Annotated in this window: 13 protein-coding genes; 7 read left to right on the top strand and 6 right to left on the bottom strand. The window is 73.0% G+C overall.

Translation table 11 applies throughout. The features are described from left to right. Positions 1-23 precede the first annotated feature (23 nt). Together AC1DZA_RS01095 and AC1DZA_RS01090 are read right to left on the bottom strand one after the other, a co-directional pair. Positions 24-1,319, bottom strand: coding sequence for a serine hydrolase domain-containing protein (locus AC1DZA_RS01095; RefSeq protein ID WP_476771359.1), 1,296 nt, complete (start codon positions 1,317-1,319; stop codon positions 24-26). A gap of 194 nt (positions 1,320-1,513) precedes the next feature. After that, positions 1,514-2,002, bottom strand: coding sequence for a nucleoside deaminase (locus AC1DZA_RS01090; protein WP_476771358.1), 489 nt, complete (start codon positions 2,000-2,002; stop codon positions 1,514-1,516). A gap of 99 nt (positions 2,003-2,101) precedes the next feature. Between AC1DZA_RS01090 and AC1DZA_RS01085 the strand changes: the two genes are divergently transcribed. Then, positions 2,102-2,380, top strand: a complete 279-nt coding sequence (locus tag AC1DZA_RS01085) for a hypothetical protein (protein WP_476771357.1) — start codon at positions 2,102-2,104, stop codon at positions 2,378-2,380. 30 nt (positions 2,381-2,410) lie between these two features. On the opposite strand, the gene AC1DZA_RS01080 is transcribed toward AC1DZA_RS01085, so the two are convergent. After that, positions 2,411-4,108 carry a DUF885 family protein gene (locus AC1DZA_RS01080; RefSeq protein WP_476771356.1) on the bottom strand — a complete coding sequence of 566 codons (1,698 nt, stop codon included), beginning with the start codon at positions 4,106-4,108 and terminating at the stop codon, positions 2,411-2,413. A gap of 102 nt (positions 4,109-4,210) precedes the next feature. Further along, a complete protein-coding gene (locus AC1DZA_RS01075) occupies positions 4,211-4,660 on the bottom strand; it encodes an Hsp20/alpha crystallin family protein (RefSeq protein WP_476771355.1) in 450 nt (149 codons plus the stop codon). Positions 4,661-4,872: 212 nt separating this feature from the next. On the opposite strand from AC1DZA_RS01075, the gene AC1DZA_RS01070 reads away from it, so the two are divergent. Then, positions 4,873-5,520 (top strand): NAD(P)H-binding protein, encoded by a 648-nt coding sequence (locus AC1DZA_RS01070; RefSeq protein WP_476771354.1) that lies wholly within the window; start codon positions 4,873-4,875, stop codon positions 5,518-5,520. Between the two features lie 34 nt (positions 5,521-5,554). Here AC1DZA_RS01070 and AC1DZA_RS01065 read toward each other — a convergent pair whose 3' ends face one another. Next, on the bottom strand, positions 5,555-6,343 hold the full coding sequence (locus AC1DZA_RS01065) for a transglutaminase-like domain-containing protein (protein WP_476771353.1): 789 nt from the start codon (positions 6,341-6,343) through the stop codon (positions 5,555-5,557). 109 nt (positions 6,344-6,452) lie between these two features. Here AC1DZA_RS01065 and AC1DZA_RS01060 point away from each other — a divergent pair, with 109 nt between their 5' ends. The 5 genes from AC1DZA_RS01060 to AC1DZA_RS01040 all read left to right on the top strand — a co-directional run bounded on the left by AC1DZA_RS01060 (position 6,453) and on the right by AC1DZA_RS01040 (position 13,516). Next, positions 6,453-7,487: an FUSC family protein gene (locus AC1DZA_RS01060; protein ID WP_476771352.1), complete on the top strand. Its 1,035-nt coding sequence runs from the start codon at positions 6,453-6,455 to the stop codon at positions 7,485-7,487. 141 nt (positions 7,488-7,628) lie between these two features. Next, a complete protein-coding gene (locus AC1DZA_RS01055; protein ID WP_476771351.1) occupies positions 7,629-8,471 on the top strand; it encodes a tryptophan-rich sensory protein in 843 nt (280 codons plus the stop codon). Positions 8,472-8,804: 333 nt separating this feature from the next. Continuing rightward, positions 8,805-11,774, top strand: coding sequence for an aminotransferase class III-fold pyridoxal phosphate-dependent enzyme (locus AC1DZA_RS01050; RefSeq protein WP_476771350.1), 2,970 nt, complete (start codon positions 8,805-8,807; stop codon positions 11,772-11,774). A 9-nt stretch (positions 11,775-11,783) separates the two neighbouring features. Further along, positions 11,784-12,839, top strand: a complete 1,056-nt coding sequence (locus AC1DZA_RS01045; protein WP_476771349.1) for a DUF2207 family protein — start codon at positions 11,784-11,786, stop codon at positions 12,837-12,839. Then, a complete protein-coding gene (locus AC1DZA_RS01040) occupies positions 12,836-13,516 on the top strand; it encodes an alpha/beta hydrolase family protein (protein ID WP_476771348.1) in 681 nt (226 codons plus the stop codon). Before AC1DZA_RS01045 ends, AC1DZA_RS01040 begins: the two co-directional genes overlap by 4 nt. Positions 13,517-13,526: 10 nt before the next feature. Here the strand turns inward: AC1DZA_RS01040 and AC1DZA_RS01035 are convergent, their stop codons facing one another. Next, positions 13,527-14,471, bottom strand: a complete 945-nt coding sequence (locus tag AC1DZA_RS01035; protein WP_476761710.1) for an NADP-dependent oxidoreductase — start codon at positions 14,469-14,471, stop codon at positions 13,527-13,529. Between the last annotated feature and the right edge of the window lie 61 nt (positions 14,472-14,532).

Genomic DNA, 14,532 nt, shown 5'->3' with positions numbered 1-14,532 from the left:
GGTTGCGGAGCGCTCGGGGGTCGCTACTGCCCCGGCCGCACCGGCGGCGCGTCGTCGGGCGCGAGGTAGGCACCGATCCTCCGGAACAGCTCGTCTCCGCCGTTCGAATACCCGCCCTCGCTGTCGAACGCCTCCTCGTCATAGGTGACGGCGGCCGCGATCGCCACCTTCTCCGACGGCAGATAGGCGTTGACCGCCGCGTAGCCGTAGAAGAGCGGATTCTGCAGCAGCCAGTCGCCTGAGATCCACAACCCGAGCCCGTACGTCGCGAACTCGTCGAGCGGCCGACAGTTGACGCACCCGTCGATCGCGGTCGTCCGGCCCCGCAGGTCGGTCGACGTCATCGCCGCGTACGACTCGTCGGAGAGCAGCTCTCCCGTGCCGATCGCGATCGCGCTCTCGAGCAGGTCGTCGATCGTGCTCGTCTCGATGGCGCCCTGGCTGATCGTCCATGACGGGTTCCAGTACGTCGAGTCCTCGTAGAACGACGTGCCGGCGGGGATGTCGAAGAAGGATCGACGTTCCGAGGTGTAGGCGTGCAGCGCCGGCTCGGGGATCTCGGCGGTCAGCGAGGCGACCGTGTCCGCGAGGCCCAGTGGGTCGAGCACCCTCTGCTGCAGGGCGTCCTCGAGCGGCATCCCGGTGACCTCCTCGAGCACCAGCCCGAGGATCACGTAGTTGGTGTGCGCGTAGGCCCAGTTGGTGCCCGGCTCGAACCAGAGCGGCTTGTCGACGGCGAGCGCGAGCTGGTCCTCGGTCGACCACGCCTTGAACACGTCGCCGTAGGCGATCTGGGCGAACGCGTCGTTGCCCAGCACGTAGTCCTGGTAGCCCGAGGTCATCTGCGCGAGCTGGCGCACGGTCACCTCGTCGGCATGCGGGAGGTCGGGCAGGTACTTCGACACCGGGTCGTCGAGCGTCATCCTCCCCTCGTCGACGAGTTGCAGCATCAGCGTCGCGACGTACGAGATCGCCACGGCGCCGTTGCGGAAGTGCATGTCGGGCGTGGCCGGCACCCCGGTCATCGACTCGCCCTCGGCCGCCCTGACGATCTCCTCGCCGTCGACCGACACGCGCACGATGACCGCCTTGAGGTGCGCTTCCTCCATGTAGTCGCGCACGATCGCCATCACGGCCTCGGCCTTCTCGGGATCGGAGGTCTCGAGGTTCGCGGGGTCGGCCGCCTGCGTCGGCGGGCCGCCGGAACCGGGGGCCGTCGATGATGAGGGGCCGCCCGTGGTGCATCCTGTCAGGAGTACGAACGCGGATGCCACCACCAGGACCTTCGCGAACACCGGTGCGCGCCGTGAACTCGACATACGCGAGTCTCCCGCCGCGCAAATCGAAACCGCAACACTTCGGCCCGTTCGGGGGGTACCCGTGGCCTGCTCCGGGCGACTGCTGGCCGTTCCCGCGGCGCTGACGCCGAAGGAGGAGATCTGCGCCGCGGGCGGACGGGATGCGGGGTGGAGACCTCCTCCGGCGCAGTTCTCCTCCCGTCCGAGGGGCGCCCTCAGCCCCAGAAGCCGTCGTGCAAGGTCGTGGCCTCGGGCAGGTCGGCCGGGCCGGCGACCGTGACGGGCCGGCCGCCGCGGGCGAACACCTCGCGGCACGGGAGCGCCATGGTGGGCACGCCCTCCTGCTCGGCGACGATGTCGCGCAGCCCGTCCTCGCCGAGGGCGTACACGACCCGGGCGATGCCGCTCCAGTAGATCGCGCCGGCGCACATCGCGCAGGGTTCGGTGCTCGTGTAGAGCGTGCTCGTCGCCAGCACCTCGGCGGGCAGCACGGATGCCGCGGCACGCACGACGTTCGTCTCGGCGTGCCCGGTGGGGTCGGCGTGGGTGACGACCGAGTTCATCGCCTCGACGGTGCGTCCGTCGGCGGTGGCGACGAGCGACCCGAAGGGGTGGTCACCACGCTGGCGGGCGGCCGTGCCGAGGTCCACGCATCGGCGGAGCCACGCCAGGTCGGCCTCGGTCACCACGGTTCCGTCGGTCATGCGGGCCCTCCCTCGTCGCTGAGTCCATTGTCGTGCGTGTCAACCCCGCGCCGGCGCGCCGACGGGCGTGTGATCGTGAGGAGGTCAGGGGAGGACACCATGAGCGACGCAACCGCGCACCACGACCCCGAGGGCACGAAGAAGCCCGACGGCCTCGGCGGCGAGGGCACGATCCCGAACGAACCCGACGGCGTGGGCGTCGGCGCGGGCGAGCCGACGACGTTCGAGCCCGAGGAGGATCCGGATGCCGCGTCGCAGCGCGACCCGGACGCCCCCGGCCCGGATGCGACCCGCACAGACGCGACCGGCCCAGCCGCGACCGACCCCGACGAGTCCGACGTGGACGGCCCCGACGCGGCGGAGGGCGTCGCGTTCTGACGCGCCCCGCCTGCCTCGGTCCCGCTGACCTCAGCTCCCGCTGACCCCCGCACCCCCGGGCGCCGACTCCCACCACGCGCCGGCGGCATCGAGCGCGTCGACGTCGCCGCGGTCGCCGAGCAGCTCCCAGCGCAGCAGCGACATCGGCACGTTGCCGTTGCGCCACACGACGTCGTGCAGCTCGCGGAGCGAGAACTCGGCGCCGTCGAGCGCGGCCGCGACCGCGGCATCCGCCACCAGCCGCATGACCTCGTGCTTGCCGACCAGGTACGACATCGCGAGGCCGGGCGTCGCCACGTAGTAGGCGGTCTCCTCGGTGGCGGTGCCGACGTCCATCGGCACCATGCGCACGAAGAAGTCGACGGCCTCGGGCAGGCTGAACGCCCCGGTGGCGAGGTTCACGTCGACGACGACACGCAACGCTCGCAGCCGCATGAAGTTGTGCACGATGACCTGCGAGTGCGGGGCGTCGGCGAAGAGCCCCGCCGTGAGCATGAGCTCCTCGTTGTAGTGCGCGATGCCCTCGTTGGCGACGGAGTCGATGAAGTGCCGCCGCAGCGGATTCGGCTGCGCCCACGACAGCGCGAGCTGCTGGCTGTGCGCGCCCTCGTGGATGATGCCGAGGCGCGGGTCGCGCGCGTTCGCCGCGTCGAAGTAGGGCAGCTCGGCAGACGGCTCGGGCACGTACGAGGTGGCGTCGTCCGCCACGCGACGGACGCTCGTGAGGTCGTCGTTCACGCCGAGGAACGCGAGGGGCTCGAGGTAGGGCGGCGTCGGCGCGAAGCGGTAGCGGCGCAGCGTCTCGGGCTGGGAGAGCAGGCCCGCGGATTCGTAGAAGGCGCGCACCTCGGCCTCCGCGGCGGCCTCGGCCGTCGACTCGGCCTCGGCTGAGGCGGCAAGCGGGGGCTCGGCGACGTCGCGGAGGCGGGCGCGGGTCGCCACCTCGGCCACGATGCTGCGGTTCGCGTCCTGCATCGCGGCGCGCACCAGCTCTTCGGGATCGTGCGTCACGAGCGCGACGTGGCGCAGGTACCACGTGAAGGCCTCGCGTCCGACGGGCACGTCGGGCCCGAGCCGATCGGCGGATGCCGCGAGCCAGCCTCGGAACCGCTCGAGGGCCGCGCTCGCCCCGGGCTGCGCGGCCCGCAGCGCGGCGGCGGTCGTGGCATCCGTCAGCGGCACGACCTCGGCCACGGAGCGCTCGAGCCGCGCGCCGATCTCGTGGAGGTCGGCCGCCGCCACCCGGGCGAGGGTCGCGACGCCGGCGCGCTCGAGGTTCGTGATCGCCTGCTCGACGGCGGCGGGGATGGCCTCGAGCACGCGGACGAGGTCGGCCTGTCGCCGCTCGTCGAACGGCGGTGGCGGCAGCAGCAGGTCGAACCACGGACCGAGCACCTGCGACGTGAGGAACACGGCGTCGCGCTCCCAGTTGCGGAGCACCTCGAGCTCCCAGTGCACGCGCGCCAACGCGGCGCCGAGCAGCCGGTGGTCCACCTGCGTGCCGACGGGCAGCGCGCCGAGCCCCTCGGCGTCGATTGCCTTCCAGCGGTCGGCGAAGCCGGCGAGCGTGAGCGTGAACTCGTGGATCGCGGCACGGTCGAAGCGCGGCAGCCACCCGGCCGGGCGCTCGACGCGCGGGATGTCGTCGGACGTGCGGAACGAGGTGGCGTCGCGCCACTCCGAGAACTCGGCGCCCAGTCGTGCGAGGTCGGTTGCGAGCGACGTCATGCCCTCCACGCTAGACCCGGCCACCGACGGGAACGGCGGTGCACATGGCGGGAGCCCGCCCCGCCGGGCGGCGGTGCGGGCTCCCCGGGTTGGTCGGTCGCGTCAGCTGCCGCTGCCGTTGCCGCGGCCGGCCGTGACGGCCTGCTCGCCACGGGAGACGGACTGCACCTCGACCTTGCGCGGCTTCGCCTGCTCGCTCACCGGGATGACGACGCTCAGCACGCCGTTCTCGTAGTGGGCGCTGATGCCCGAGGTGTCGAGCCCGTCGCCGAGGGTGAGCTGGCGCAGGAACGATCCGCTCGGACGCTCGCGCACGAGCCACTGCGCCTGCTCGTCGGAGCGGAGCGTGCGCTCGGCGCGGATGGTGAGCAGCTGTCCGTCGATGTCGACGTCGACCGAGCCGGGGTCGACGCCCGGCAGGTCGGCGTTCAGCACGTAGTGGTCGCCATCGCGGTGCAGGTCGATCGGCATCACGCGCGGCCCCTGCCTCGAGTCGAGCATGGTCGCAGCGAGGCGGTCGAGGTCACGGAACGGGTCCCAGTACATGGCCATGATCGGCATTCCTCCCTGTGTCGCGGCCCTCTTCGGGCCGGTGTCCAAGACTTGAGTCGATCTCGCTCAAGTAGGTTCAGATTAGCACTCGCACCGCGAGAGTGCCAAGAGCGCAGCGCGTGACATCCGTCCGGAATTCGGGGTGCCCGATCGTCACTGTGTCGCCGCCCGGAGCGCTTGCGGCAGCGGCGCTCACCGCGTTGACTGGGGCGATGCGCGTCGTCATCGCCGGAGGTCACGGCAAGATCGCCCTCATCCTCGAACGCCTGCTCGCGGAGGCCGGCCACGAACCCGTGGCGATCATCCGCAACCCCGACCATCGCGACGACGTCGACGCCACCGGCGCGGTCGCCGTGGTGCTCGACCTCGAGCACGCGTCGGTCGACGAGGTCGGCCAGGTGCTGAAGAACGCGGATGCCGCGGTGTTCGCCGCGGGCGCCGGCCCGGGCAGCTCGGCCGAACGCAAGTTCACCGTCGACCGTGACGCGGCGATCCTGCTCGCCGACGCCGCCGAGGCTGCGGGGGTGCCCCGGCTCGTCGTCGTCTCGGCCATCGCCACCGACGAGTTCGACGCCGAGTCCGACGACGTCTTCCAGCTCTACCTGCGTGCCAAGAGCGAAGCGGATGCCTCGGTGCGCGAGCGCGACCTCGACTGGACCATCGTGAGGCCCGGCGGGCTCACGAACGAGCCGGGCACCGGGCGTGTGCGTGCCGCGACGACGGTGCCTCGCGCCTCGATCCCCCGGGCGGATGTCGCGGCGACGATCGCCGCCCTGCTCACCTCGGGCGCGGCATCCCGCACCCAGTTCGAGCTCGTCTCGGGGGACGATCCCATCGACGAGGCGCTGGCCTCGCTCTGAGCCGGCCCGAGCGCGCGAGACTCACTGCTGCCGTTCAGCCGAGCCGGACGAGGCGCGTCACGTCGTCGTCGGGCAGCTCGTCGGCGACCGCCGTGACCAGCATCGACTCGAGCGTCACGTTGCCGCCGTACGAACTGAGGAACGCCGTGTCGGCGGCATCGCGCCCGGTCGCGATGCGCACGAGCGTCGACCGCGGCGCGAGCGTGGTGGCGTCGACGACGTCCCACGCGCCGTCGACATGCGCCTCGGCGACCGCGTGGAAGTCCATCGGGTCGAGGCCCGGCGCGTAGACGGCGGCGAGGCGAGCCGGCACGTCGAGCGCGCGCAGCAGCCCGATCACGAGGTGGGCGTAGTCGCGGCACACGCCCCGGCCCGCGAGCAGCGTCTGCACCGCGCCGTCGGTCGGCTGGCTCGAACCGGGCACGTAGCTGAGGCGCGTGCCCACCCACGAGCTCACGGCCGCGAGCAGGTCGGCACCGGCCAACCCCGCGAACTCCGCGTGCGCGGTCGGCGCGAGCCGGTCGGCCTCGCCGTAGCGGCTGGGCCGGAGGTACTCCAGCAGTTCCAGCTCGGTTCCGGATGCCGCGTCGGCGCGCCCCTCGACGGTGGCGCCGTAGTCGAGCGTGACCGTGCCGGGCGCGACGTCGACGACGTGGATGCGCGTGCCCGCGGCATCCGTCACCTCACGGGGCTGGATCGCCTCGCCGTCGTGCCGCAGGGCGAGTCGCTCGGCCGGCGGACGGGCCGCCACGGCGACGATGAACGCGAGCCGCGCCGGAGCGGCGACCTGCAGGGTGAGCTGGGCGGAGACGGATCGCTGCATGCGTGACACCTCGTTCGTCCTCGAAGGGCGTGCCGGGTGGCACCGTCCCATTCTCACCCGCGGGCGACCCATCTGCCCAGCCCTCCGGCGCGCGGCTAGCCTGAGGGGCATGGGCATCTCGGCCACGCTGCGCGCCACGAAGCGGGTCCCGCTGCTGCAGGTGGCGAAGTCGGCGGTCGCGACGATCGCCGCCTGGCTCATCGCGGGCTGGCTGATCCCCGGGCCGCTGCCCGTGTTCGCCGCGATCGCGGCGCTGCTCGTCGTGCAGCCGAGCGTGAACCAGTCGCTCGGCAAGGCGGTCGAGCGCTCGATCGGGGTGATCCTCGGCGTCGTGATCGCCACGGGCATCTCGCTCGTGTTCGGGCAGAGCACCTGGATCATCCTGCTGGCGATCGTCATCGCCATGCTCGTCGCCTGGGCGCTGAAGATGACGCCGGGCACGTCCAACCAGGTCGCGATCAGCGCGATGCTCGTGCTCGCGCTCGGCGCGTCCTCGCCCGAGTACGCCCTCGATCGGGTGCTCGAGACGCTCATCGGCGCGGCCATCGGCATCGTCGTCAACGTGGCCATCGTGCCACCCGTGGCGGTGGCGCCCGCGCGCGAGCACATCGCCCGGCTCGGCGCTGAGCTCGCGGCATCCGTCGATCGACTCGCGGCGGCGCTCGAGGGGCCGCAGGCGGCCGCCGACGTCGAGACGCTGATGATCGAGGCGCGGCTGCTGCGTCCGATGCGGGATGCCGCCGAGGCCGCGATCGACGCCGGCGAGGAGTCGCTCACCCTGAACCCCCGCCGGTCGGCGCACCGAGAGGAGCTCGCGGCGCTGCGCGACCTGCTCGACCTGCTGAGCCCGATCGTCACGCAGCTGATCGGCATGACGCGGGCCTTCGCCGACCACTACGACGACGCGCTGCACCGGGAACCGACCGTGCGCGCCATCGCCGAGCAGCTGCGCCGGGTCGCGCACGACGTGCGGCTCGCCGTGCGCGTCGCCGAGCCCGAGCCCGAGCCGGTCACGTCCGAGACGCCGGCGCTCACGTCGGCGCTCGTCATCGCCCCGCCGACGTCGGGCCACTGGATCCTCGTGGGCTCGCTGATGGAAGACCTGCGCCGCATCCGCGAGGAACTCGGCGCCGGGTCGGCCTAGCCGCGCGGATGCGCGCGGCCGGGATGGCCGACGGCGACCGGCGACGGCATCAACCGAAGGTTCGACGCGCGCGCGGCGAGCCCCTGCCTAGGCTGGCGACGCAACCCGACCGGGATCCACCAGACGACGGCAGGAGCGACCATGACCACGACGTCCTCGACCACGACGACGACCGGCACCACCCGCGGCGACCTCGCGAGGCAGCTCACGGTGGCGGTGAGCGCGGTGCTGGCGGTCATCGGCTCGTTCATCGGCTCGGGCGCCGCGGGCGGGCAGCCGATTCAGGATGCCGCGGGCGGCGCGCTCGCGGCGGACGCCACCCTGATCGCACCGGGCACCGGCGCGTTCAGCATCTGGTCGGTCATCTACTTCGGGCTGCTCGCCTACGCGGTGTGGCAGTTCCTGCCCGGCCAGCGCACCGACGCCCGGCACCGCCGGCTCGGCTACCCGGTGGCGGCGTCGCTGCTGCTGAACGCCGCGTGGATCCTCAGCATCCAGTTCGACCTGCTCTGGCTCAGCGTGCCGGTGATCGTGGCGCTGCTCATCGTGCTCATCGTCGCGTTCCGCATCTGCCTCGCGATGCCGCCGAAGAACGCCCTCGACGCCCTCGTGACCGACGGCACCATCGGCCTCTACCTCGGCTGGGTGATGGTGGCGACGGCGGCGAACGTCACCGCCGCCCTCACCGCCACCGGCTGGGACGGCTGGGGCATCCCGCCCGAGACGTGGGCCGTGGTCGTGGTCGCCGTCGCGGGGCTCATCGGCATCGCCCTCGCCGTCTGGGACCGCGGGCGCATCGCCCCCACGCTCTCGCTGGGCTGGGGACTCGCGTGGATCGCCGTCGCCCGCCTCACCGACGCGCCCGCGTCGACCGTCGTCGGCGTGACCGCGATCATTGCCACGGTCGCCGTCGTGCTCGTCACGGTCGCCGTCCGTGTGGCGGTCGAGCTGCGGCGCCGCCGGGCGGTGGCCGCGCGCTCGTAGCGCCCCGGCTCACTCCGCGGGTCTCGCGCTGGCCAGCGGCCGCGCGCTCGAGCGTCACGCCTTCTGCCTCGTGGGCGGCCGGCGCCAGCCGCTTGCTGCGCGTTCCACGACATCATTCCTTCCGCCACACTTCGGCACTTCGGCACTTCGGCACTTCGGCACTTCGGCTCTTCGGCACCGATTTTCCAAAGGGAATCATGTCTCCGATGGCGAACGCCTCAGTTGCCACGCCCCGCGCCCGCGCCCGCGGCGATCCGGCAACGACGACTTCGCCTCGGCGGCCATGCCGGAGCGGCGACGCGAGTGGCTATCGTCGAAGCGGAGAGGGGCACCATGTCGCAGCCGGGCGAGGGCGTCGCAGCACGCGGATTCGACTTCTTCGACGCCGGCGAGCTGCCCGCGCCGCAGCTGCCGTCGGACGAGGTGGTCGAGATCGTGCGCACGGCGTGGGGCCTCGACGTCGAGCTCACTCCCCTCGGCAGCCAGCAGGACCAGAACTTCCTCGCGCGCGCGCAGCCCGCCGAGGTCGGCACGGGCGCTGGCGGCGTTGCGACCATCGGCGTCGTGAAGGTCACGAACCCCGCCTTCACCGCCGTGGAGCTCGCCGCCCAGGAGCTCGCCGCGGAGCGCATCGCGTCGGCCGCCCCGCACCTGCGCATCGCCACGACGACGGCGGATGCCACGGGCGCGCCGCGCTCGATCCTCGCCGACACGAGCGAGGGCCCGCTCGGCATCCGCCTCATCGCGTACCTCCCCGGCGGCACCCTCACGGGCGGCTCGTATCTCTCCCCCACGGTCGTCGCGCGACTCGGACGGCTCGCCGCCGAGACGAGCCTCGCCCTCGCCGACTTCGACCACCCGGGGCTCGACCGCGTACTGCAGTGGGACCCGCGGTTCGCGCTCGAGGTCGTCCAACTCCTGGCCCGGCATCACCCCGACCCCACGAAACGTCAGCGGGTGACGGATGCCGCGGCGGCGGCCTGGGCGCACGTCGCCGCCGTCGCATCCGACCTGCCGCGCCAGGCCGTGCACCTCGACCTCACCGACGACAACGTGGTCTGCACCTCGGAGCGCGGCATGCGGATCCCCGACGGGCTCATCGACTTCGGTGACGTCACGCGCACCTGGGCCGTCGCGGAGCCGGCGATCACCGTCTCGTCGGTGCTGCACCACGCGGGCGCAGAGCCGGTCTCGGTGCTCCCGGCGATCACGGCCTTTCACGCGCTGCGCCCGCTGTCGGCCGCCGAGGTCGCGGCGATCTGGCCGCTCGTCGTGCTGCGCGGCGCCGTGCTCGTGGTCAGCGGCGAGCACCAGGTGCAGCTCGACGGGGGCGACAACGCGTATGCCGCAGAGGGCATCGACCGCGAGTGGCGGATCTTCGAGCAGGCGACCTCGGTGCCGATCGAGGTGATGACGGGCGTGATCGCGGCGGCGATCGGCGTCGAGTCGCCCTCGGCGGCAGGCGACGCGGCGAGCGACATGACCGCTGCGACGTCGACGCTCCGGCCCCTCCCCGGGTTCGACGCGGCGACGGCGGTGCGCCTCGACGTCTCCATCGAGTCCGATGACGTCGACGCCGGCGCATGGCTCGACCCCGGCCTCGAGGACCGGCTCGCGCTCGCGGCGCTCGACGCGGGGGCCTCCGCCGCGTGGCTCGAGCGGGGAACCGCGCGACTGACCGAGAGCCGCATCCACTCGGCCGTCTCGTCGGCGACGATCCCGACCGGGATCGACGTGTGGTTCGCCGAGCCGCACGCGCTGGCCCTCGCTGATGCTCCCCTTGACGGCGCACGCCTCGTCGCAGAGGGCGCCGTCGACGGCACGGCACCGGCCCGCACGCGCATCCGCCTCCGCGTCGAGCGCGACGGCGCGCCGCCCGTGCCGCACCTCCTGCGTCCCGAGTACGCGCCGGGGTGGCTCGCGCTGACCCTCGACCCCGCCCCGCTGCTCGGACTCCGCGCAGGGGAGCCGCCCGCGGCATCCGTGGACCTCGACCCCTCGGCCGACGCGACCGCGCTCGTCGCCCGTCGTGACCGTGCCTTCGCCGAGGTGCAGGAGCACTACTACGACGCCCCGCCGCGCATCGAGCGCGGCTGGCGCGAGCACCTCATCGGCACCGACGGGCGCGTGTACCTCGACATGGTCAACAACGTGACGCCCCTCGGCCACGGGCATCCGAAGTTCGCCGCGGCTGTGACGCGACAGCTGCGCACCCTCAACACCAACTCGCGCTTCAACTACGGAGCGGTCGTCGAGTTCTCCGAGCGACTCGCCGCGATGCTGCCAGCCCCGCTCGACACCGTGTTCCTCGTGAACTCGGGCTCGGAGGCGGTCGACCTCGCCCTGCGCATCGCGCTCGCCGCGACGGGACGGCGCGACGTCGTGTCGGTCCTCGAGGCGTACCACGGCTGGACGTACGCCTCCGATGCCGTGTCGACCTCGATCGCCGACAACCCCGGCGCACTCGCGAGCCGGCCCGACTGGGTGCACGTCGTCGAGGCGCCCAACCCGTTCCGCGGCGCGCATCGAGGGGCGGATGCCGCGCGCTACGCGCCCGAGGCCGCCGCCGCGATCCGCCGGCTCGCCGCATCGGACCGCCCGCCCGCCGCGTTCGTGGCCGAGACGTTCTTCGGCAACGCCGGCGGCATCCCGCTGCCCGACGGCTACCTCGCCGAGGTCTACGCGGCCGTGCGCGAGGTTGGCGGCCTCGCCGTGGCCGACGAGGTGCAGGCCGGATACGGCCGCCTCGGCCGTTGGTTCTGGGGCTTCGAGCAGCAGGGCGTCGTGCCCGACGTCGTCGCAGTCGCGAAGGCGGCAGGCAACGGGTACCCGCTCGGTGCGGTCGTCACGACCCGCGAGATCGCCGCGCGGTTCGGGTCCCAGGGCCCGTTCTTCTCGTCGACCGGGGGCAGCCCGGCGTCGAGCGCGGCCGGCCTCGCGGTGCTCGACGCCTTCCGCGACGAGGGACTGCAGGAGAACGCCGCGGCGGTCGGCGCGCACCTGAAGGGCCGGCTCGAGGAGCTCTCGACGCGGCATCCGCTCATCGGCATGGTGCACGGCCTGGGCCTCTACCTGGGCGTCGAGTTCGTGCGCGACCGCGCGACCCTCGAACCGGCGACCGAGGAGACGGCGGCGATCTGCGACCGGATGCTCGAGCTCGGCATCGTCATGCAGCCGACCGGCGACCACCGGAACGTGCTGAAGGTGAAGCCACCGCTCTGCCTCGATCGCGCGTCGGCCGACTTCTTCGTCGACACGCTCGACCTGGTGCTCCGCGACGGCTGGTCGCGAGCGCATCCCTAGACTGGGCGCGTGCTTCCTGCCGTCATCCTGCTCGCGGTCGCGCCAGCGCTCGTCATCCTCGTGCTGGGGATCGTGGCGCGCGCCGTCGCCGCGCAACGGGTGACGGCGCTCGTGGTGCAGTATGCACCCGAGCGCGACACGACCGTGCTGCGCGACGCCCTGCTCGTCGACGCCGACCGCCGGGCGGCATCCGCGGCCCTGATCGACCTGGCCGTGAAGCGCAAGGTGCGGCTCATCGCCGGGTCGAAGCGCGAGCCGATCGGCGTCGAGATGGCGCCGAACGTGGTGCTCACGGCCGACGAGCTCGCGCTGCTCGAGGCGCTCTTCGGCCCCGAGCACACGCCCGGTCGCGTGCGGCGGTTCTCCTCCGACCGACGCGCGCTCGCGGCGCGGCTGCGAACGGTCGTGCAGCACACCGAGCACGCCCTCGCCCGCGACGGGCTCATCGCCCCGCGGCGCATGACCTGGCCCGGCACCACCCTCAGGATCCTCGCCTACCTCGGCATGCTCGTCGAGGCGCTGTTCATCGTCTTCGCCCTCATCGACGGCGACTGGCCCGCCCTCATCGCGACCGTGGTGGCGCTCGCGGCCACGATCGCGACGATCCTCGTGACCCCGGCCTCGTGGCGGCGCTACCTGCCTCCGGCTCGGCCCAGGCGCGAGCACCTCGAGGGCCTGCGCCGGTACCTCTCGCTCGCCGAGGCGGAGCGTCTCCGGGTGTTGCAGTCGCCGAGCGGGGCCGAGCTGCGGCCCACGGATGCCGCGGCCGAGGAGCCCGACGAGCCCCTCGCCCGCTTCCACCTGCACGAACGGCTCCTCCCCTATGCCGTGCTCTTCGGCCTGGAGCGCGAGTGGATCGCGAAGCTCAAGCTCGAGCACGCCGCCCTCGATCGTGCGAACCTCGACGCCCTCGCCGACGCGGTCGACGTGACCGTCGAGGTGGCCACCGCGCTCGACGCCGCGGGCTCGGTGCTCGAGCTCACGGCGGCGGTCGGCGACCTGGTCGACTCCGGCGGCGCCGTGGTCGACGGCATCGGCGGGATCTTCGAGGTCTTCAGCTCGTGAGCGACGAGACGGCGATCAGCATCGACGTCGACGGCACGCCGATCTCGGCGGTGACCTCGCGGCCGGCGGATGCCGCGGGCACGATCATCGTGGCGCATGGCGCCGGCGCCGGCATGGAGCATCCGTTCATGTCGGGATTCACTCGGGCGATGCACGACGAGGGCTTCGCGACGCTGCGCTTCAACTTCCCGTACCGCGAGGCGAAGCGCCGGTTCCCCGACCGGCCGCCGGTGGCGATCGCGACGTGGCGTACGGTCATGGATGCGGCATCGGCCCTCGCCGCGGACGCCGGGTCGCCCGACGAACCAATCTGGGCGTCAGGGAAGTCCTTCGGCGGACGCATGGCGTCGATGGCCGTCGCCGACGGGATGCCGGCCGCGGGGCTCGTGTACCTGGGCTATCCGCTGCATCCGCCCGGGCGACCCGAGAAGGCGCGCGACGAGCACCTGCCCGGAATCTCCGCGCCGATGCTGTTCCTGCAGGGCCGCAACGACCCGTTCGCGATTCCGAACGCTCAGCTCGACGAGGTCGTGGCGCGCAACGGCGCCTCAGCGACGCTCGAGTGGATCGAGGACGCGAACCACTCGTTCGAGGTCAAGGGCGCGAAGCGGCCGGCCGCCGAGGTCGCGGCCGGGCTCGCGCCGCGCGTCGCCGCGTTCCTGCGCGTGCACGCCTGAGCCGCCCGCGCTACGGGAGGAGCACGATCTTGCCGCGTACGTGCCCGGTCTCGCTCTGCCGATGGGCTTCGGCGGCTTCAGCGAGCGGATAGCGATGCGCGATCTCGAGCTCGAACTCGCCGCGGGCAGCCAGTTGGGCGGCGAGTGGGATGGCTTCGGCGCGCAGGGCGCTCTCCTCGGGTGTCAGCGGCACGGGGCTGCCGCCCGACCACGCCCGGATGCCGAGCTCGGCCGCACGCCAGCCCAGGACGATCGTGCCGATGCGGTCGTGGTCGGCGACGAGCTCCTTCGAGACCTCGATCGCCTCGTCGGTGCCGGCGGCGTCCAGGGCCACGTCGACGCCCTCGGGCGCGGCGGCCCGCACCCGGTCGGCGAGCCCCGGGCCGTAGGCGACGGGGATCGCGCCGAGCTCGCGCAGCCGGTCGTGGTTCCCCTCGCTCGCGGTGGCGATCACGGTCGCGCCGCGCCGCCGGGCGAGCTGGATCGCGGCCTGGCCGACGGCGCCCGAGCCGCCGTGCAGCAGCAGGGTGTCTCCGTCGCCCACCTCGAGTGAGGCGAGAACCTGGTGGGCGGTCGACACGGGCACGGGGATGGCGGCCGCGGCCTCCCAGCCGAGCTCGGCCGGCTTGGCGGTGAGCTTCGATGCGTCGACGACCAGGTCGGTCGCATAGGCGTTCGAGATGCGCGCGACGATGACCTCGTCGCCGACGGCCCAGCCGTCGACACCCTCCCCGACGCCCGCGATGACCCCCGCTGCGTCGGACCCGAGCCGTCGCGGGGTCGTGATGGGCTTCGACGGCCGGGCGCCGGAACGCAGCTTCCAGTCGATCGGGTTCACGCCGACGGCGCGCACCTCGATGAGGACCTCGCCCGGCCCCGGCAGCTCGTACGGGATCTCGCGGTATTCGAGCACCTCGGGTCCGCCCAGACGGTCGTATTCGATGGCGTGGGGCATGCGGGACCTCTCATTCGTGCGGACTCGGAGATGCTTCGCCCACCCTAACCGTCGCTCCCGG

The sequence above is a fragment of the Agromyces sp. P2_B3 genome, from assembly GCF_056404815.1.
This window is presented reverse-complemented; position numbering and strand designations above follow the sequence as displayed.